Source organism: Rhodococcus sp. KBW08 (genome assembly GCF_003852455.1).
Taxonomy (GTDB): Bacteria; Actinomycetota; Actinomycetes; order Mycobacteriales; family Mycobacteriaceae; genus Rhodococcus_F; species Rhodococcus_F baikonurensis.
The window spans coordinates 594,686-611,746 of sequence record NZ_QAJJ01000009.1 but is presented as its reverse complement, the minus strand read 5'-3'; the positions used below and the strand labels follow the sequence as shown (position 1 = coordinate 611,746).

The window sequence follows — 17,061 nt, the reverse complement described above, 5'->3', positions numbered from 1 at the left end:
TCAGCTCAGCTTCTCGTGTGCTGCCGGGATGGATCCTAGGCGTCCGGCCTGGAAGTCCTCGAAAGCCTGCATGACCTCGGACTTGGTGTTCATGACGAACGGTCCGGCCATGGCGATCGGCTCGCGGATCGGCTTGCCGCCGAGGATGAAGACCTCGAGGGATTCGGTCCGTGAATCCTGGCGATCGGAAGCAGCGACGGTGATGGAGTCACCGCGTCCGAAGACAGCCGTCTGCCCGGTTCGAATGGGTCGACGCTCGGCTCCGACCGTTCCTTCGCCGGCGAGCACGTAGACGATGGCGTTGAACTCGGGGTTCCAGGGAAGAGTCAGGCTCGCACCCGGGGCGACAGTGGTGTGGGAGAGCGCGATGGGCGTGTAGGTCGATCCGGGTCCGGCGTGGCCGGCGATGTCTCCGGCGATGACGCGTACCAGGGCTCCGCCGTCCGACGAAGAAAGCAGGGCCACCTTGTTGCCGGTGATGTCCTGGTACCGCGGCGCTGCCATCTTGTTGTCGCGGGGCAGGTTGACCCACAGTTGGACGCCGTGGAACAGGCCACCACTGACGACGAGGTGCTCCGGCGGAGTTTCGATGTGGAGGATGCCGCCGCCGGCGGTCATCCACTGGGTGTCGCCGCCGCCGATCACACCGCCGCCGCCGTTGGAGTCCTGGTGCTCCATGATGCCGTCGATCATGTACGTGACGGTTTCGAAGCCGCGGTGCGGGTGCCACGGAGTGCCCTTGGGCTCTCCGGGGGCGTAGTTGACTTCACCCATCTGGTCCATGTGGATGAAGGGATCGAGAGCGGAGAGGTCGATGCCCGCGAAGGCGCGGTGAACGGGAAAGCCTTCACCTTCGTATCCGACCGGTGCGGTGGTGATGCTCTTGACGGGGCGGTCGACTGCTGACTCTGCCGGCTCGTCGAGGCGGGGCAGGGCCAAGATGTTCTCGACTGTCACAGCAGGCATGTCGTACTCCTTGTATCCGTGAAGCTGATGTCAGGTAGTTGATTATTCAACTATCTCATCAGGAGTCAACAAAGTCGAGCCCCGGGTATTCCCGGGGCTCGACTGGTGTTCGGATCAGCCTGTTGTCTGGATCAGCGCAACATGCTGCCCAGGGTCTTTGCAGCCGCCATGACCTCGGCGCCCAGCGCTGCTTGGTCCTCGGAGTCGAAGACGGAAATTCCGAGGCTGGAGATGGCGTCGCGGCGTCGGCCGGGGATCACTGCCGAGATTCCCAGGACGGACGGGATGACTTCGCCGACGGTCACTGCGTAGCCGCGTGCGCGTGCGGCCGCCACTTCCTCTCGTTCCCCGCTCGTCGGCGGGAGTGAAGCAAGGATGGAAAGCCCGGCGGAGCCGCGGTCGATCGGATCGACCTGCCCTGGATGAAACGCGACGTGAACCTTGGCGCTGCGCGGCTCGACCACCATCAGCGCGCGCACTTCGGTGGCGCTCTCGCGGACCACCAGGTGCGCGGTCGCCTCGGTGGCCTCGGCGAGTTCTTGAAGTATCGGGCGGGCGAGAGTGCGCAAATCCTGTTCCACCGGTTCGGCGAGGGTGACCAGGCCGGCGCCGAGAGTGACGCGCTTGAAGGAGTCCTTGCGACACAGGTGATGTGCCTCGAGTGTTCGAATCAACCGATGGGCGACGGTTCGGTGGACTCCCACTCCGTCGGCGATGTCGGTGACCGAAAGGCCATGCGGATAGGACGTCAGGAGTTCCAAGATTTCGAGTCCGTGGTGCAGCGTTTTCGACATGCTGGAGTCCACTTGAACTGCACTTTTGCGCGGTCGGTGTTCCTCGCTCAGCTCTGACATCAAATCCCTTTCTTGACGTTTGTGAGGTATGCCACCTACGCTTTGAACATATCGCACAGTGCGTGCGATTATCGCACACTTTACGGAGCTGCACAACCTTCGGGCAGATGCAGCGCAGCGTGTTCGGAGAGAACCTTCATGAGCAACTATCGCGTCGTGGCAACGGAGGACGTTGTCGCAATCCACCAGCTGTACGGCCACCAGAGTCATTGCATAGACTCCGGGCGCCACCAGGATTGGGCGCAGACATTCACCGACAACGGTGAATTTCATTCCCCCAGTTATCCGGAACCCGTGGTCGGTTTCGACGACCTTGCAGCGTTCGCTGCTCGCTTCTACGCTGCGGCGGAAGCCGTCGACGAGGTGCATCGGCATGTTGTGACGAACGTCGTCGTCGAAGCGGTGGGCGACAGTGCCCTCGCAGTGAACGGGTACCTGCAGATCGTTGCCACAGCGCGCGGCGGCGAGTCGCGACTGGTGCGGATGACGACTGTTGCTGATCGCATGGTTCAGGTCGGTGAGGAATGGAAGATCGCCCGCCGCACCGTCTCCCGAGACGACGCACCTCGAGTGTCCGAACAAGGCTGAAGTACCGAAAAGTTTCTTGCACAACAATATTCAGTAGGAGAAGTACATCATGACCGAAAGCTCTGACCAGACGAACCCGGGCCGTACCGTTGTGACGCAGATGTCGGCGGTGTACCCGGAGTTGGCAGGCAAGGTCGCAGTGGTGACCGGCGCGGCCCAGGGTATGGGTGCGACGTTCGCCGAAGGACTGGCAACACGCGGCGTACACGTCGTCGGTGCTGACATCAACGAAGAGCAGATGCTCGCCACGGCCGCACGAATCAACACGGACCTGGAATCGAATGCACTGGCGGACAAGCCGGGTCGCGTCGTCGGAGCTCGGGTCGACGTCACCAAGCCCGACGAGCACGAACTGCTTGCGCAGTTGGCGTTGAAGGAGTTCGGCAGGGTCGATTTCTGGATCAACAATGCGGGTATCTTCCCGTTCGCGCTGGCTGAGGAGATCACCCCGGAGCAGATCGGCGCAACGCTGAGTGTCAACGTCGAAGGAGTGCTCTACGGCGCTCAGGCGGCGGCGCGCCACCTCGGTCCCGGCGGCGCCATCGTCAACATGTCCTCGGTATCTGCACTGCGGGTGCGGAAGGGGAGAGGCGCATACTGCACGTCGAAAGCCGCCGTCGCGCACCTCACGGAGTCTCTCGCAGTGGAGTTCGGTGACAAGGGTATTCGGGTGAACTCCATCGCGCCCGGCTACATCGACACGGCGATGACGAAGTGGGTTCAGGAAGATCCGATCGCACTCGCGAACGCACTCGACGCGGTGCCGCTGCATCGTCTGGGCTCGCCCGAAGAGGTCTTCGGACCGCTGCTGTTCCTGCTCTCGGACAGCGCGCGTTACGTCACCGGGCACAGCATTGCGGTCGACGGTGGTTCGCGGCATGTCTGAGTCCATGACATACCCCGGCGTCGTTCTCGTCACCGGCGGTGCTGCCGGGATGGGAGCGCACCACGCACGGACCCTCGCGGCCCGTGGTTCGCACGTCTGCATCGCCGATGTTTCCGATTCATCCGGCGTGGTCGACGACATCGTCTCGGCCGGTGGATCAGCTTCGGCTCATCTCCTCGACGTCACCGATGCCGAAGCTTGGGTCCGGGTCGTCGACGAAATTCGCACTACTCGTGGAGAACTCGGCGGACTGGTCAACAACGCCGGCATCTCGCGGCGGCTCGAATTCATGGACACCCCGAACGACATCTGGGAACTGACCATGAAGATCAACCTCTTCGGCCCGTTCTACGGTATGAAGGCGGTGGCACCGCTGATGCGTGAGAGTGGCGGTGGATCGATCGTCAACATCTCGTCCATTGCCGGTCAGATCGGATACTTTTCTCCGGCTTACTCGTCGAGCAAGTGGGGTCTGACCGGTCTGTCGAAGTCGGCCGCAGGCAATTTCGCGCAGTGGGGGATTCGCGTCAACTCTGTGCACCCGGGACTGGTCGGCACAGCGCTGCTCGGCGGCGCAAACGACTTCGTCGCCGCATCGCTGAAGTCGGTTCCCTTCGGGCGCATGGGAACTCTCGACGAGATCACCGAAGCAGTGCTGTTCCTGCTCTCGAACAGTTCGACCTACACCACCGGTACGGAACTCACTGTCGACGGCGGGTTGGTGTCGAACGGTCTTTACCACCGCATCATCGCGGAGACTGGAGAACTTTCATGACCGAGCACTGGGACGTCGTTGTCATCGGCGGCGGCGGAGCAGGCCTCGCCGCTGCGGTGTCCGCAGCTGAAGAAGGCGCATCCGTTCTGCTGTTCGAGTCCGAAACCGAACTCGGTGGATCCACTGCGCTGTCGGCCGGAATCTTCACGGCCGCCGGAACAAGCGTGCAGGCCGGCCTCGGCGTCGACGACTCGGCGGAGAAATTCTTCCAGCACTACATGGACCTCAACCAGTGGATGCTCTCACCCGGGCTGATTCGTGCGTTCTGCGAAAACGCCGGTCCGACACTGGAATGGCTGATCGGACTCGGCGTCGAGGTTCCCGCGGCGATCTCGGGCAACGCACACCAGCCGGGGCTCGCGCAGGCCGGCGTCGAGGACGTCTGGCGCGGCCACGTGCCCAAGGATCAGGGATACGGACTGATTCAGGTGCTCGACAAAGCGCGTCGTAAGCACGGCATCGAGGTCATCTTCGGGACGCGAGTACAGAAGTTGATGGAGGAAGACGGTCGGGTTGTCGGTGTTGTCGCCGACGACATCGAGGTACCTGCGGGCGCCGTCGTTGTTGCATCCGGTGGATTCGCGCAAGATCCGGGGTTGGTCAAGCGCCACTTCCCGGACGCGAACAAGGCCGGAGACTCACTGTTCGTCGTCGCAGCCGAGGGGAGCCGCGGAGACCATCTTCGTTTTGCCGAAGACCTCGGTGCTTCCGTAGTGGGCGACGGATGGGGCCTGATGCTGCCCACCGTCTACTTCCAACGATTCCATCACTGGCAGGCCGGTTTTCCGCCGAAGTCGCGGATCTACGTCAACCAGGACGGCCGTCGATTCATGGACGAGGACAGCTCGTACGCGGTCTCGACCGGCATCATCGACCATCAGGGTGGATACGGTTGGATGATCTTCGACGAGAACGCTCGCGTGAATCTGGCTCCGGGATATGCGGATTGGAACCCCGAACGTATCGAGGAAGAAGTCGCCGCCGGTGGCACGATTCGCGCGGACACGATCGAAGACCTCGCAGTGGCGACGGGTGTTCCGGTTGCGACGTTGACGCAAACCCTGCGTCGATGGAACGAGCAATTGCCCAGCGGTCACGACGACGACTTCCTCCGCCATCGCACGCTGCGTAACAAGGGCGCCGTCGGCAACCCGGATCCTATTGCGACAGCTCCGTTCTATGCCGCGAAAATCCTTCCGGCAGAGCTCGTCTGCACGCACGCGGGAATGGAGATCAACACCGATGCGGCCGTGCTCGGCAGCACCGGAGTACCTATCGAGGGTCTGTACGCCGCGGGTGAGGCCGGCGCCGGAATCCTCGGACTGAGATACGTGGGTGGCGGCAATGCAGTTGCCAACGCTTTGACCATGGGCCGCGTAGCGGGACGTAATGCGGCGAACTACACAAGGACCAGCGCTGACAGCGCACCGGTCCATTCCATCGCGCACTCCTGACGTCCGACGTCTGCGCGGCACCGAATCCAGTCAGTATCCAATCCAGGCAGGGAACAACATGTCAGAGAATGAGACCATGGCGAGAGCCGAATCCACCGAGGGCAGCAGCGTGGCAACCGAACGACAGTCGACGACGAAGGTAATTCGCGCGGCCATCGTCGGTACCGTCGTCGAGTACTACGACTTCGGTATCTACGGATACATGGCCACCACCATCGCCGCGCTGTTCTTCGTCTCCCACGACCCGAATGCGGCACTGCTCGGTACCTTTGCAGCATTTGCCGTGGCCTTCTTCCTACGCGTGCCCGGCGGAATCTTCTTCGGCCACATCGGCGACAAGTACGGCCGAAAGAATGCTCTCTCCTGGACCATCCTTCTGATGGTTCTGGCGACAGCGGGCATGGGCTTGCTGCCGACATACGCCACGCTGGGTGTGTGGGCCACGTCCATCCTCGTTCTGGCTCGTTGCCTTCAGGGCTTCGCGGCAGGCGGTGAACTCGGAGGCGCCAACGCGTTCGTCTCCGAGTCCGCTCCCAAGCGGTGGCGTGCCACACAGACGTCGATGGTCAACACCGGCACCTACCTGGGTTCGCTGGCAGCTTCGCTCATGGCGCTCGGCCTGACCTCGGTGTTCTCGCAGGAGCAGATCCTCGAATGGGCGTGGCGTATCCCGTTCCTGCTCAGCCTGCTGATCGGTGGCATCGGTATCTGGATCCGTAGCCAGATGGAAGACACTCCTCAGTTCGAAGAACTGCAGGACAAGGGCGAGACCAAGAAGCTCCCCATCCGGGAACTGCTCAGCACCTCCGGTGGCAGCGTCGTCAAGATCATCCTGCTGGGCGCACTCATCACCGGCGGTTACTACATCGCCTCGGTGTACGCCGCGACCTACCTGCAGACCACGGGCGGTCATTCGTCACGGGTTGCGTTCCTTTCCACTTCTCTTGCACTGGTTCTCGGCGTCATCACCTTGCCGATCTCGGGATACATGGCAGACAAGTACGGGCGTCGACCGGTGCTGTTCGCCGGTAGTGCCGCCGCAGTGGTTCTCGGAATCCCGATGTTCATGATGATGGCCGGTTCTGGTATCTGGCAGGCGGTAGTCGGTCAGTCTGTTCTCTTCATCTGCGTTTCCGTTGTCAACGGTGCTTCGTACGTGACCTATGTCGAAATGCTGAAAGCATCTGTGCGATACAGCGGTCTGGCATTGGGTAACAACGTCACCAACATGTTCCTCGGTGGCACCGCGCCATTCATCGCCACCTATCTCATCAGCTTGACCGGTAACTCTCTCGCCCCGGCCGGATACTTCGTGTTCTGTGCCGTGATCACCCTCGTCACGGTCTTCTTCATCAAGGAGACCAAGGGTGTCGAACTGCAGGTTGATTGATCACCTCGTGAGAACAGGAGCCTGACCGTGTCCCTCGCTGACAAGCAAGAAATCACCGAAGTTCTGTATCGCTACGCTCGGGCCGTCGATCGGAAGGATTTCGACAGCGTAGCTCTCTGCTACTTCGACGACGCAATAGACAACCACGGTGGTTACATCGGAACCGTCGACGGGCTCATCGAAGACATGAAGCTCAGACACAAGACGATCGACTCGTCGATTCACTGCATCTCCAACGTACTGATCGACGTCAACGGCGATGTCGCTCAGTGCGAGTCGTACTGCTTGTGCTTCCTCCGTCAGGAGCGTTCCGGTTCGGAGTCGGTGCAGACGCTTGCGACGATCAAGTGCCGTTACGTCGACAGGTTCGAAAGGCGCCGTGGTGAGTGGCGAATCGCCGATCGCATCGTCGTGTTCGACGAGTCCCGTGAAGACGTGATCGAGAACGTCTTGCCCACGGACTGGGTGACACAACGTCGATCGTTCGACGACCCGGTCTTTACCAGAACTCCCTGACCGGCCATGCAGACGAAAGGCCTTCACANNTGTGAAGGCCTTTCGTCTGTTCACTGCTCGGATCAGCCCGCTGCCTCCGGTGCGGCGACCTCGCTCAAACGGCCGTCCGAGAGCCTCAGCCAGCGTTCGACCTTCACTTCGGCCAGGAATCTCTCGTCGTGGCTGACCACCACGAACGCCCCCTGGTACGCGTTCAGGGCGCTTTCGAGTTGCGCGACGCTCACCAAGTCGAGGTTGTTGGTCGGCTCGTCGAGAAGAAGCAGTTGCGGGGCCGGATCGGCGAAGAGCACGCACGCCAACGTAGCCCGCAATCGTTCACCGCCCGAGAGCGCAGCGACGGGTAGGTGAGCACCCGCACCCCGAAAGAGAAAGCGCGCCAGGATGTTCATGCGTTCCGGTGCCGGAAGTCCCGGAGCGGACAATGCAAAGTTCTCTGCGACCGTCCGCGCGGGGTCGAGAAGGTCGAGCCTCTGCGACAGGTATGCCACTCGACCGTCGGCTCGTTTGACCTCACCGGAAGTCGGCGCCACATCGCCGTTGACGATGCGTAATAACGTCGACTTTCCGACGCCGTTCGGCCCGGTCAAGGCGATGCGCTCCGGTCCTCGAATGGCCAGGTCAATGCCGGGGTCGGTGAAGATCGCACGATCGCCGAACGCGAATTGCATTCGCTCACCAAGGAACACCATGCGTCCGGCGGGTACGTGAGTGCCTGGCAATTCGAGTGAAATCGTCTGGTCGTCTCGAAGAGCGCGGCCGGCTTGATCGAGCCGGTCCTTCGCCGCGTCGACCCGGGCGAGGTGTGTCTCGTTGGCCTTGCCGGCCGACTCCTGAGCATTGCGCTTCATGGTCCCCGCAAAGATCTTGGGCAAGCCCGCGTTCCCGAGATTGCGGGCGGCGTTACTTGCGCGTCGTGAAGCGCGTTCTCGGGCCTGCTGCAGTTCGCGCTTCTCGCGCTTGACCTCTTGCTCGGCGTTGCGGATGTTCTTCTCCGCCACTTCGCGAGCAGAGCGTGCCGCGGCTTCGTAGTCGGTGAAATTGCCACCGTAGAAGCTGATCTCGCCGCTGTGAAGTTCGGCGATGCGGTCCATACGGTCGAGTAGTCCTCGATCGTGACTGACGACCAACAGACAACCATTCCAGTCGTCGAGAACGTCGTAAAGCCTGCGGCGCGCGTCCAGGTCGAGGTTGTTGGTGGGTTCGTCGAGGAGAAGGACATCGGGGCGTCGCAGTAGTTGAGCTGCCAGTCCGAGCGAGACGACCTGCCCGCCGCTCAGAGTGTCGAGGCGACGATCGAACGTCATGTCGGCCAAACCGAGTCGACCGAGTTGGGCACGCGTTCGTTCCTCGATATCCCAGTCGGACCCGATTGTGGTGAAGTGTTCTTCTCGTGTGTCCCCGGATTCGACGGCGTCCAACGCAGCGAGCGTCGGGGCGATGCCCAAGACCTCGGCAACGGTCAGATCGCCCGTCAGTGGCAGGTCCTGCGGAAGGTATCCGAGAACGCCGTCGACGGACACACTGCCGGCGCGTGGGCGCAGTTGGCCGGCGATCAATCTGAGCAGAGTGCTTTTCCCGACGCCGTTCTGGGCGACCAGCCCGGTTCGGCCACCGGGCACGGAGAAGGACAATTCGTCGAAGACCGGAGTGTCGTCCGGCCAGGCAAAAGACAGATTCGAGCAAACGATGTAGGTATCGGACATGAATAGACCTCAGGTGTCGTGCGGGCGCGGCTACGCTGCTCCGCAAAAAGTCGGGTGAGTGAACGACAACATGGCCACGACGGCAGCGCTCGAAGCGTCTGCCTGTGGCCGTCATGCCCGGTTTTATCCGGAGATGTCGAGTTCACCAACCATGTCTGATCCTTTGTGGTCTGTGTCGTTTCATCCGACGATAACAGGAGCCGGTATTTACATACGAGCAATACCGGCGCAGAGAAGTTCGACCAGTCTTCGATACACCCGATCCGGGTCGGTGCCGGCCGGTTGGCCCTCGACCGATTCGAGGATGCAGAAACCGTGCAGCGCACTCCGAAGAGACCATGCCGCCTGCTCCGAATCATCCGGGCTCAGACCGTATCCCGCGATCACCTTGTTGATCACGTCGACCACCTCACCGACGGCCGAGACCAGATCAGGGTGCGGAGCGGTGGGGTAGCGGTCGGTGATGGCGTAGAGACCGGGGTGCACTCGGACGAAGGCACGCCATGCGTCGGCGAGCGCCATGACGGCGTCGTCGCGCGAGAGACCGACCGCGGCGGCGCGCAGTTGTTCGGCGAGAAGGTTGCGTGCGAGGAGGCTGAGTTGATGGTGGACGTCGTCGACCCCGTCGACGTGTTTGTACAGGGCTGACTGCCGGACGTCGAGGGTCTCGGCGAGTTGACTCAGTACCAGAGCGTCGGCGCCTTTGCTGTCGACCAGGTCGGCTGCGGCAGCGATCACGCGTTCACGGGTCACCGGAGTTCTCATGCACGCATCTTCCCCGTATGACAGTCTCCGTGTGGGTGATACATTATCACCATGAGTGATGAGGTATCGCCGCGCGAGCTGTCCGGCGGTCAACTACGCCGTCGTGACCTGCGCGTAGTCGTCGCCGGAGCATGCATCCTCGGGTTGACCTCGGTGCTCTACGAACTCTCGGGAGTGTCTCCGTCGACGGGTGCATTCTTTCGGTGTCTCTATGCGCTCATCCCTCTCGGCGTGCTCGTGCTCGTCCAGCGCCGCCGGTCACCACGACCGTCGACGGCAACGCCCTGGATCGTGAAGTCTCTACTCGCCGGCGCTTTCCTCGGAATCGATCTGGTGCTCTGGCACGAGTCGATTCATTCGATCGGGGCCGGTCTTTCGACTGTGATACTGAACCTGCAGGTGCTGTTCGTCGCAATCCTCGGCTATGTTGTTCTGCGCCAACGGATCGGCCGAGAACTGGTCGCCAGCCTTCCGTTGCTCTTTGTCGGAGTTGCTCTGGTAGCCGGGACGAGCACGACGCTCACGGGATCGAATCCCGCTGTCGGAGTGTCGTTTGCCGTGATTGCCGCAGGTGCCTACGCGGTCTACATCTTCCTGATGGGTCTGGCTACTCGGGCGGCGGGTAGAACGGCTCTGCCGATGTTCGTCTCGACGGGAGCTACTGCCCTCACCGCAGGTGCATACGGCCTCGTGAGTGGAACCTTGGATCTGACGCCTTCGCTCGCAGCTCAAGGCTGGCTTGTGCTGCTCGCGTTGGTGTCTCAGGTGATCGGGTGGCTGCTGGTGGCCAGTGCCAGTCAGCGTCTGCCTGCCAGTGCAGTCGCCGCCAGCCTTGTGTTGCAATCTGCGTCGGCGATGGTGTTCGGCGCGGTGCTGCTCGCGCAGACCCCAACTCTCGTCCAACTCGCGGGTGCCGGAATGATTTTGGCCGGAGTGGTTGTGGCGACGCGGATGCCCGCGAAGAAGTCCTCGACGACTGTTGTCGGAAAACGAATGGAGACAAGCGTATGACTACGGCGGCTGACCACATCTACATCAACGGCGACTTCAGGCCCATGGACGGAGCGGTCGGCGAAAACCCGACCGCTGTGGCGGTCAAGGACGGCCGATTCGTTGCCCTCGGAACTGATGCCGAGATCTCGGCGCTGACCGATTCGGGCACTTCCGTTGTCGATCTCGCCGGCGCGGTGGTTGTGCCGGGGTTCATCGAGACTCATCTACATCCGATGATGTGGGGTTTGATGCTCAGTGGGGTCGACGCAACGACAAGTGCGTGCCCGACCGTCGAGAAGTTGATCACGGCGTTGGCTGCGCGGGCCGCGATCACACCAGTCGGTGAGCCGATCGAAGCGTGGGGCTTCGACGACAGCCTCGTGGCGGAAGATCGAGGTCTGACCGCGGCTGATCTGGACAAGGCTTCCACCGAGCATCCGATTCTGGTGCGGCACTTGTCTGCTCATGGGATCTACGTCAACTCGGTTGCACTGGAGAAGGCCGGGATCGATTCCGCAACGGTCGATCCGGAGGGCGGTGTCATCGTTCGCGACAGTGACGGTGTACCCACTGGTGAACTGTGCGAGGTTCCGGCAATGTCTCTGGTGCACGGCCTTGTTCCGGAGATGAACCCGGATGCGTCCAAGATCGCGATGCTGCGGGCCCAGGAAGTCATGGCGTCGGTGGGCGTGACGAGCTTCCACGACATGTATGTCACGGCCGAGATGTACGAGGCGTACCGGCAACTCGATGCCGATGGTGATCTGCGTCTGCGTGCGCGTCTCTATCTCGGTCACGGAGTGCACGATCAGTTGGGCGAACTCGCCGATCCGACGACCCGAGTCCAGGTGGGTGGCGTCAAACTCATTTCGGATGGGTCGATTCAGTTGCACACCGCTGCGCTGACCGAGCCGTACCACGATCTGGATGGATGCCACTGCGGCGGAATGGCAATCCCGGCAGGCGCACTCGGGGCGCTCGTCGAGGAGCATCACGCTGCCGGGCGACAGGTTGCGATTCATACCAATGGTGATCAGGCCATCGATTTCGCACTGGACGCAATTGCCGCGGCGCGGGCAGCACACCCGGGCGTCGAGGTCTCACATCGACTCGAGCACGTTCAGACGTTGCGGGAGGATCAGATCGCGCGGATGGTCGAACTCGGGGTGGTGGCGTCGATCTTCGTGAACCACGTCTACTACTGGGGAGACCGGCACCGTGATCGGTTCCTCGGACCGGGTCGCGGCGAGCGGATCAGCCCCGTGGCTTCGGTCGTGGCGGCCGGGCTTGCCTACGCGCTGCATTGCGACTGTCCTGTCACTCCCGTGAACCCGCTCTTCACGATGAACACCGCCGTACACCGTGTGACGAGAGAAGGTCATGTTCTGGGTGCAGATCAACGGGTGTCCACGTCCGACGCGCTGGCCGGCTACACAAGTGCTGCTGCTCGTCTCGCCGGTGAGTCATCGGACAAAGGTCGGATAGCGGTGGGACTTTTGGCGGATTTCGTTGTGCTCGACGGAGATCCGTTGCGCAGCGCTGCCGGGGAGTTGAATGAATTGTCGGTCCTGCGCACGGTTGTCGGCGGTGAGACCGTCTTCGAGGTGTAGGGCCTTCGCCTTAGTTGTTGCTCGATTGTCGCTGCTTTTGAAGCGGGGGCAATCGAGCGATTCCCAAAACAGACCAAAAATTTTGTAGAACCTGTTTCAGTTGATTCCCGGGCCGCGAGGACCGTCCGGGCGAAGGTTACTTCAGCAAACGGGTTGCAACAAAGCGCAGCGATTTTCCAATGGTCCAGGTGAGAGGCGATTCTGTAGTCAAGTTCAGGTTTCAACAATCTTCTGGACATTCGACCAGCTTTTCGCCAAAAATTCCTGATACGTGTGGTAAAAATCTAAACGACGCAAGCGGACGTCGACAGCACGAGAGAGGAATGGCCCGTTCGTGAGAACGGCTCGCAATCTTTCCGCAACACGCTCTCGCTCTGCACTTACCGCTACGACCCCTCACTGACCACGGATGAACGAAACCCTCTGCCCGTACCAGGGCGCACGTGACTGGATCCGACCAGCTTTCTCACCCTGCAAGCTCCCCGCCACGGGGACCAGACGAAATGAGTGTTCTCCATGAACAAGGCAACCAAGGGCGCAGTCGCGGCCGGTGCAGCAGCACTTCTCCTCGCCGGTGGCGCGGGAACCATGGCGGCGTGGAATGCAAACGCACCGATGATTGGCGGCACGATCAACTCAGGTCATTTGACGCTGACAGCGACGGGAACTCCTACCTGGTCAGTGAATGGCACGGCCCTCGCGCCAGGCGCAATCGACACCTACAAGGTCGTTCCGGGTGACAAGGTCGTGTACTCGGGCAAGGTCACCATTGGCGCTGTGGGTAACAACCTGAGTGCGACGTTGAAAGCCGACCTGTCCTCAATTGGAGGTACCACCAGCCTGCCGACCGAGATGGAGCCTGTCGTGACCGCCAACGTCGGTGCCACGACTCTCCCGACCAACGGAACGGGTGTTGCGATCACCTCCGCAAACGATGGTGATCTCGTCGATGTGAATGTCTCGTTCGACTTCACCAAGGCCTCTGCCACCAACAGTTCGCAGGATGGCTCGATCAGCTTGGCGAACTTCAACGTCACTCTCGATCAGGCCTAAGGCTTGCGTAAGCACTACCGTTGGTGGGCAACTGCCGCCGCGCTGGTCATCGGACTGATCTTCGTATCGGTGCAGCAGACCAGCGCGCGGTGGACGGCCGCTGAAACACTGTCCGGTGGCACGATCCAGTCCGGGATCCTCGACCTGACGGTGGGCAGTGCCGGTAGCGGCCAGAGCAGTTACGACTTCACTGCTCTGGGCGCTACCGGTATGTTCCCCAACGCATATGCACAGGCTCCGTTAACAGTTCACAACTCCGGTAGCGTTCCACTCATTTATCGGATCCAGAACGTCACGCAGTCTTCCGCTGATGTTCCGCTCTCACTCGCGGTGACGCCGGTGACTTCCGAAGCTGGCTGCCCTGCCCAAGGTGCAGCTTCCGGCACCGCGATCTACGACGGGCCCATGGTCGGTGCTCAGGTACCGACAGCTCCAGGATGGCGCACGGTCGCTGCCGGCGGTACCGATATCTTGTGCCTGCGTGGCACTGTCGGTCCTGACGTTGCTTCTGGTGTCTCCACGAGTGTGCACTTCTCATTCGAAGCGGAGTCGGTATGACGCACGCAGTGAAGGGTTCTGATCAGAGAACCGGCGCGTGGTGGTGGATCCGCAATATCGTCTCGTGGGCTCTGCTGCTGGGTGTTCTGGCGATTCTGGTGTCGACGGTCGTTGTTCCACGTTTGACGGGGTCGACGCCCTTCACTGTGTTGACCGGTTCGATGCAGCCCACCTATCCACCCGGCACCCTTATCGTGGTGAAACCGCAGGACGCTGCCCAATTGCAGGCAGGTGATGCGATCACCTACCAAATCGAGTCGGGGAAGCCCGATGTGGTTACGCACCGAATCACGATGGTGCGACTCAACTCCGCCGGTGATCTCACCTTCGTCACACAAGGCGATGCAAATCCGATAGCGGATCATAATCCCGTTGTACCGGAGCAGATTCGCGGCAAGGTGTGGTACAGCGTGCCGTATATCGGATACGTGTACAACGCCATCACAGGGCAGATGCGCTCGGTGATGCTGACGGTTGTCGTCGGCGGATTGTCGATCTATGCCGTGTTCATGTTCGTCGGATCGGTCCGTGACCGTACCCGGCGGCGATCTGCGTCTGCAGACCCCCAACCTTCCGAACCGAGTGCGTCGGCGCCTCGAGTTGAGCAGCAAGAAAGGCACAGCCATGTCTAAGCACGAGGAGCAGCAGGCGCCCGCCTCGCTCGGTACACGTCTGGTCCGGGGCGCAACCAGCGGTCGCGCACGCGCGATCATGTCCGTGGGAATTGTCCTGGGCCTCGGCGCCGTAGGCACTCTTGCTGCGTGGACTGACAACGCGACTGCGAATTCTGGCATTTTCAGCACCGGTTCGATCGAGATGAAGCTCAACGGTGATCCAGGAGATCCAACCGCCTATGGCTTCACGACTCTGACGAAGACGGGCATGATGCCAGGGGAAAGCGTCACGGCGACCCTCCCTGTGCAGAATACCGGTGCTGCGCAGTTCAAATACACCCTGGCAGCCACGGCAACTGGCGAGGCTGCACTTGCTCCGTTCATGAAGGTGACTGTTCTCGATCAGAGTTGCACGGCCGCCATTGCCGGGCCGTTGGGATTGTCGACCACGGCCTCGACCCCGATTATCACAGCGGGACGCCAACTGGCGGCAACGACCGGTTCAGAGACCCTGTGCTTCAAAGTGACACTCGATCCAGGAGTGACAACTGCGCTGCAGAGCAAGTCGCTCAATGTCTCCTTCCAGTTCGCGGCGACGACGGCCTGAGGTGACCATGTCTGATCACACAACCCCCCGCGGTTCGAGGTCGGCTCGTGCCGGTCGTGAATTGGCACTGACCGTAGGTGCGGTGGCAGGACTGATCTGTGTTGTGGCAGCTGCGGCCTCAATGCTGTTCGGCATCAAGCCGCTCGTGTTTCGGTCGGGTTCGATGTCTCCCGAAATCACCACTGGCTCACTGGCATTGGCCCGTACAGTGCCCGCCACCGATCTCGCAGTGGGCGACGTCGTAAGCGTCGTCAACGGCCAGGGAACGCGCATCACGCACCGCGTGTACGAACTTGACCAGCAGGCCGGCAACTCTGTCACAACGACTCTCAAGGGTGACGCAAATGCGAAGCCTGACGTGGAACCCTACTTCATCACCGAAGCCGACCGTATCTTCTTCAGCGTCGGGGGACTGGGATACGCAGTTGCCTGGCTCTCCAGTCCACTCGCGATCTTCCTCGGTGGTGCGCTGGTCGGCGGACTGGTGATCATTGCCTTCCGGCCCAACTCTCGCCGCAAGGATTCGGATGACGGTCCGAGCGGAGGAATTGGCAGCGTGGACAGCGAGGACGCTGAAACAATGGAGTATCCGATGGTTTCTTCGAGTAGCGGGTCAGGCGGACATCGCTCGGCGTTCTCATTCCGAAAGTTTGCGGTTCTCGGTGTTTCGGTGTTGGCGCTGATCGGTGCCACTCAGGTGAACGGCACGTCGGCAGCTTTCACGGATACGTCTGTAGCGAAGAGTGGATCGCTGGCAGTGAGTTCCAACGTCTTGCCAGCGATTGGATCGATCAATTGCACGACCAATGGTGGCACCACAATCGGAAACTCAGACGTTACGTGGCCCCATATCGGATACCCATTCCGGTATATGCCTCGTTACTACAATGGGAATACGTCACTGAACAAAGTTTGGCCACGTGATCCAGGCGAGAATGCAACACCTGGAACTAATGTAGCCATCAATATGGTCTGGAACGACGGTGGATCAGCAACGAGCTACACCTACACGCTCCGTATTTACACCGTCAATCGGCTGACCGGACAAGAGTCAACTGACTGGCGTGGATACAGGCTGAAGCGCACGCTGGCGAATCTCTCGCTCGTTTGTGTGGGCGAGGACAGCAGTATCAGTCCGTCTTCGTTTGCTGTGGATGAGCCGGAGTCGGTACCACTCGCACGTGGAGTGGTACCGACAACCACCACTGCTGTTGATTCGCCGGTCTCCACGGCTCCTGCGACCACCACGACTCCGTCGGTGTCGGCCTCGACCGCTGACCCGACAGTCACCACAAGTGCGACGAAAACGACGGAGCCTTCGACTAGTACGACGGTTGAGTCGCCGACTTCGACGACGACAACCGATACAACGACAATGACAACCACGGAGACCAGCGATGTTTCAGTACCGATCGCGGCCCCGGAGGCGTCGGCGTCGGGCGCATTTACTGCGGCACTGATGCAGACGAGTACGGGTGCGGCAGTAGTGATCACCGACAGCGTGGGGACACAAGTCTCAAGCATACCGGTGAGTGCTACCGCAACGGCGATGTGGCAGTCCGACGCAGATGAGCTGTGGATCGTGGACGGCGCCAACGTGTATCGAGTCAATGCCGTAACGGGTGTTTCGGAGAAGAACCCCTCCGGCGAAGCTCCCGCAGAGATCGCTGCCTGGATCGACGGGCAGAAGTGATGCATACAGAAGAGACGGAATTCGGGGACGGGAGAG

General features: G+C 61.3%; 17 protein-coding genes. 13 read left to right on the top strand and 4 right to left on the bottom strand.

Annotation, left to right across the window (positions count from 1 at the left end; genetic code table 11):
* Positions 1-966: a pirin family protein gene (locus DBV08_RS13745; protein WP_095968576.1), complete on the bottom strand. Its 966-nt coding sequence runs from the start codon at positions 964-966 to the stop codon at positions 1-3.
* Positions 967-1,097: 131 nt separating this feature from the next.
* On the bottom strand, positions 1,098-1,820 hold the full coding sequence (locus DBV08_RS13740; protein ID WP_095968577.1) for an IclR family transcriptional regulator: 723 nt from the start codon (positions 1,818-1,820) through the stop codon (positions 1,098-1,100).
* 138 nt (positions 1,821-1,958) lie between these two features.
* Between DBV08_RS13740 and DBV08_RS13735 the strand changes: the two genes are divergently transcribed.
* The 6 genes from DBV08_RS13735 to DBV08_RS13710 all read left to right on the top strand — a co-directional run bounded on the left by DBV08_RS13735 (position 1,959) and on the right by DBV08_RS13710 (position 7,429).
* Positions 1,959-2,408: a nuclear transport factor 2 family protein gene (locus DBV08_RS13735; RefSeq protein ID WP_124567758.1), complete on the top strand. Its 450-nt coding sequence runs from the start codon at positions 1,959-1,961 to the stop codon at positions 2,406-2,408.
* Between the two features lie 49 nt (positions 2,409-2,457).
* Positions 2,458-3,294 (top strand): SDR family NAD(P)-dependent oxidoreductase, encoded by an 837-nt coding sequence (locus DBV08_RS13730; protein WP_007731420.1) that lies wholly within the window; start codon positions 2,458-2,460, stop codon positions 3,292-3,294.
* Positions 3,287-4,069: an SDR family NAD(P)-dependent oxidoreductase gene (locus tag DBV08_RS13725; RefSeq protein ID WP_124567757.1), complete on the top strand. Its 783-nt coding sequence runs from the start codon at positions 3,287-3,289 to the stop codon at positions 4,067-4,069. The genes DBV08_RS13730 and DBV08_RS13725 overlap by 8 nt, the downstream gene beginning before the upstream one ends.
* Entirely contained in the window at positions 4,066-5,523 is a 1,458-nt protein-coding gene (locus DBV08_RS13720) for an FAD-dependent oxidoreductase (RefSeq protein WP_124567756.1), read from the top strand. Before DBV08_RS13725 ends, DBV08_RS13720 begins: the two co-directional genes overlap by 4 nt.
* A 76-nt stretch (positions 5,524-5,599) precedes the next feature.
* Entirely contained in the window at positions 5,600-6,913 is a 1,314-nt protein-coding gene (locus tag DBV08_RS13715) for an MFS transporter (protein ID WP_007731424.1), read from the top strand.
* A 27-nt stretch (positions 6,914-6,940) separates the two neighbouring features.
* Entirely contained in the window at positions 6,941-7,429 is a 489-nt protein-coding gene (locus tag DBV08_RS13710) for a nuclear transport factor 2 family protein (RefSeq protein WP_095968581.1), read from the top strand.
* 62 nt (positions 7,430-7,491) lie between these two features.
* Here DBV08_RS13710 and DBV08_RS13705 read toward each other — a convergent pair whose 3' ends face one another.
* Together DBV08_RS13705 and DBV08_RS13700 are read right to left on the bottom strand one after the other, a co-directional pair.
* A complete protein-coding gene (locus DBV08_RS13705; protein ID WP_124567755.1) occupies positions 7,492-9,132 on the bottom strand; it encodes an ABC-F family ATP-binding cassette domain-containing protein in 1,641 nt (546 codons plus the stop codon).
* A gap of 207 nt (positions 9,133-9,339) precedes the next feature.
* Complete coding sequence (locus DBV08_RS13700; RefSeq protein WP_003940110.1) at positions 9,340-9,897, bottom strand: TetR/AcrR family transcriptional regulator; 558 nt, start codon at positions 9,895-9,897, stop codon at positions 9,340-9,342.
* Between the two features lie 51 nt (positions 9,898-9,948).
* Between DBV08_RS13700 and DBV08_RS13695 the strand changes: the two genes are divergently transcribed.
* From DBV08_RS13695 to DBV08_RS13665, 7 genes are all read left to right on the top strand, one after another.
* Complete coding sequence (locus DBV08_RS13695) at positions 9,949-10,908, top strand: DMT family transporter (RefSeq protein WP_124567754.1); 960 nt, start codon at positions 9,949-9,951, stop codon at positions 10,906-10,908.
* The gene (locus DBV08_RS13690) at positions 10,905-12,500 is read left to right on the top strand and encodes an amidohydrolase (protein WP_124567753.1); all 1,596 of its coding nucleotides are present in this window, start codon (positions 10,905-10,907) and stop codon (positions 12,498-12,500) included. The genes DBV08_RS13695 and DBV08_RS13690 overlap by 4 nt, the downstream gene beginning before the upstream one ends.
* 516 nt (positions 12,501-13,016) lie before the next feature.
* Positions 13,017-13,553 carry an alternate-type signal peptide domain-containing protein gene (locus DBV08_RS13685; RefSeq protein ID WP_095968586.1) on the top strand — a complete coding sequence of 179 codons (537 nt, stop codon included), beginning with the start codon at positions 13,017-13,019 and terminating at the stop codon, positions 13,551-13,553.
* A 3-nt stretch (positions 13,554-13,556) separates the two neighbouring features.
* The gene (locus DBV08_RS13680) at positions 13,557-14,111 is read left to right on the top strand and encodes a hypothetical protein (RefSeq protein WP_124567752.1); all 555 of its coding nucleotides are present in this window, start codon (positions 13,557-13,559) and stop codon (positions 14,109-14,111) included.
* Positions 14,108-14,743 carry a signal peptidase I gene (locus DBV08_RS13675; protein ID WP_095968588.1) on the top strand — a complete coding sequence of 212 codons (636 nt, stop codon included), beginning with the start codon at positions 14,108-14,110 and terminating at the stop codon, positions 14,741-14,743. Before DBV08_RS13680 ends, DBV08_RS13675 begins: the two co-directional genes overlap by 4 nt.
* The gene (locus DBV08_RS13670; RefSeq protein ID WP_095968589.1) at positions 14,736-15,332 is read left to right on the top strand and encodes a SipW-dependent-type signal peptide-containing protein; all 597 of its coding nucleotides are present in this window, start codon (positions 14,736-14,738) and stop codon (positions 15,330-15,332) included. The genes DBV08_RS13675 and DBV08_RS13670 overlap by 8 nt, the downstream gene beginning before the upstream one ends.
* A gap of 7 nt (positions 15,333-15,339) precedes the next feature.
* On the top strand, positions 15,340-17,025 hold the full coding sequence (locus tag DBV08_RS13665; protein ID WP_124567751.1) for a signal peptidase I: 1,686 nt from the start codon (positions 15,340-15,342) through the stop codon (positions 17,023-17,025).
* Positions 17,026-17,061 lie beyond the last annotated feature (36 nt).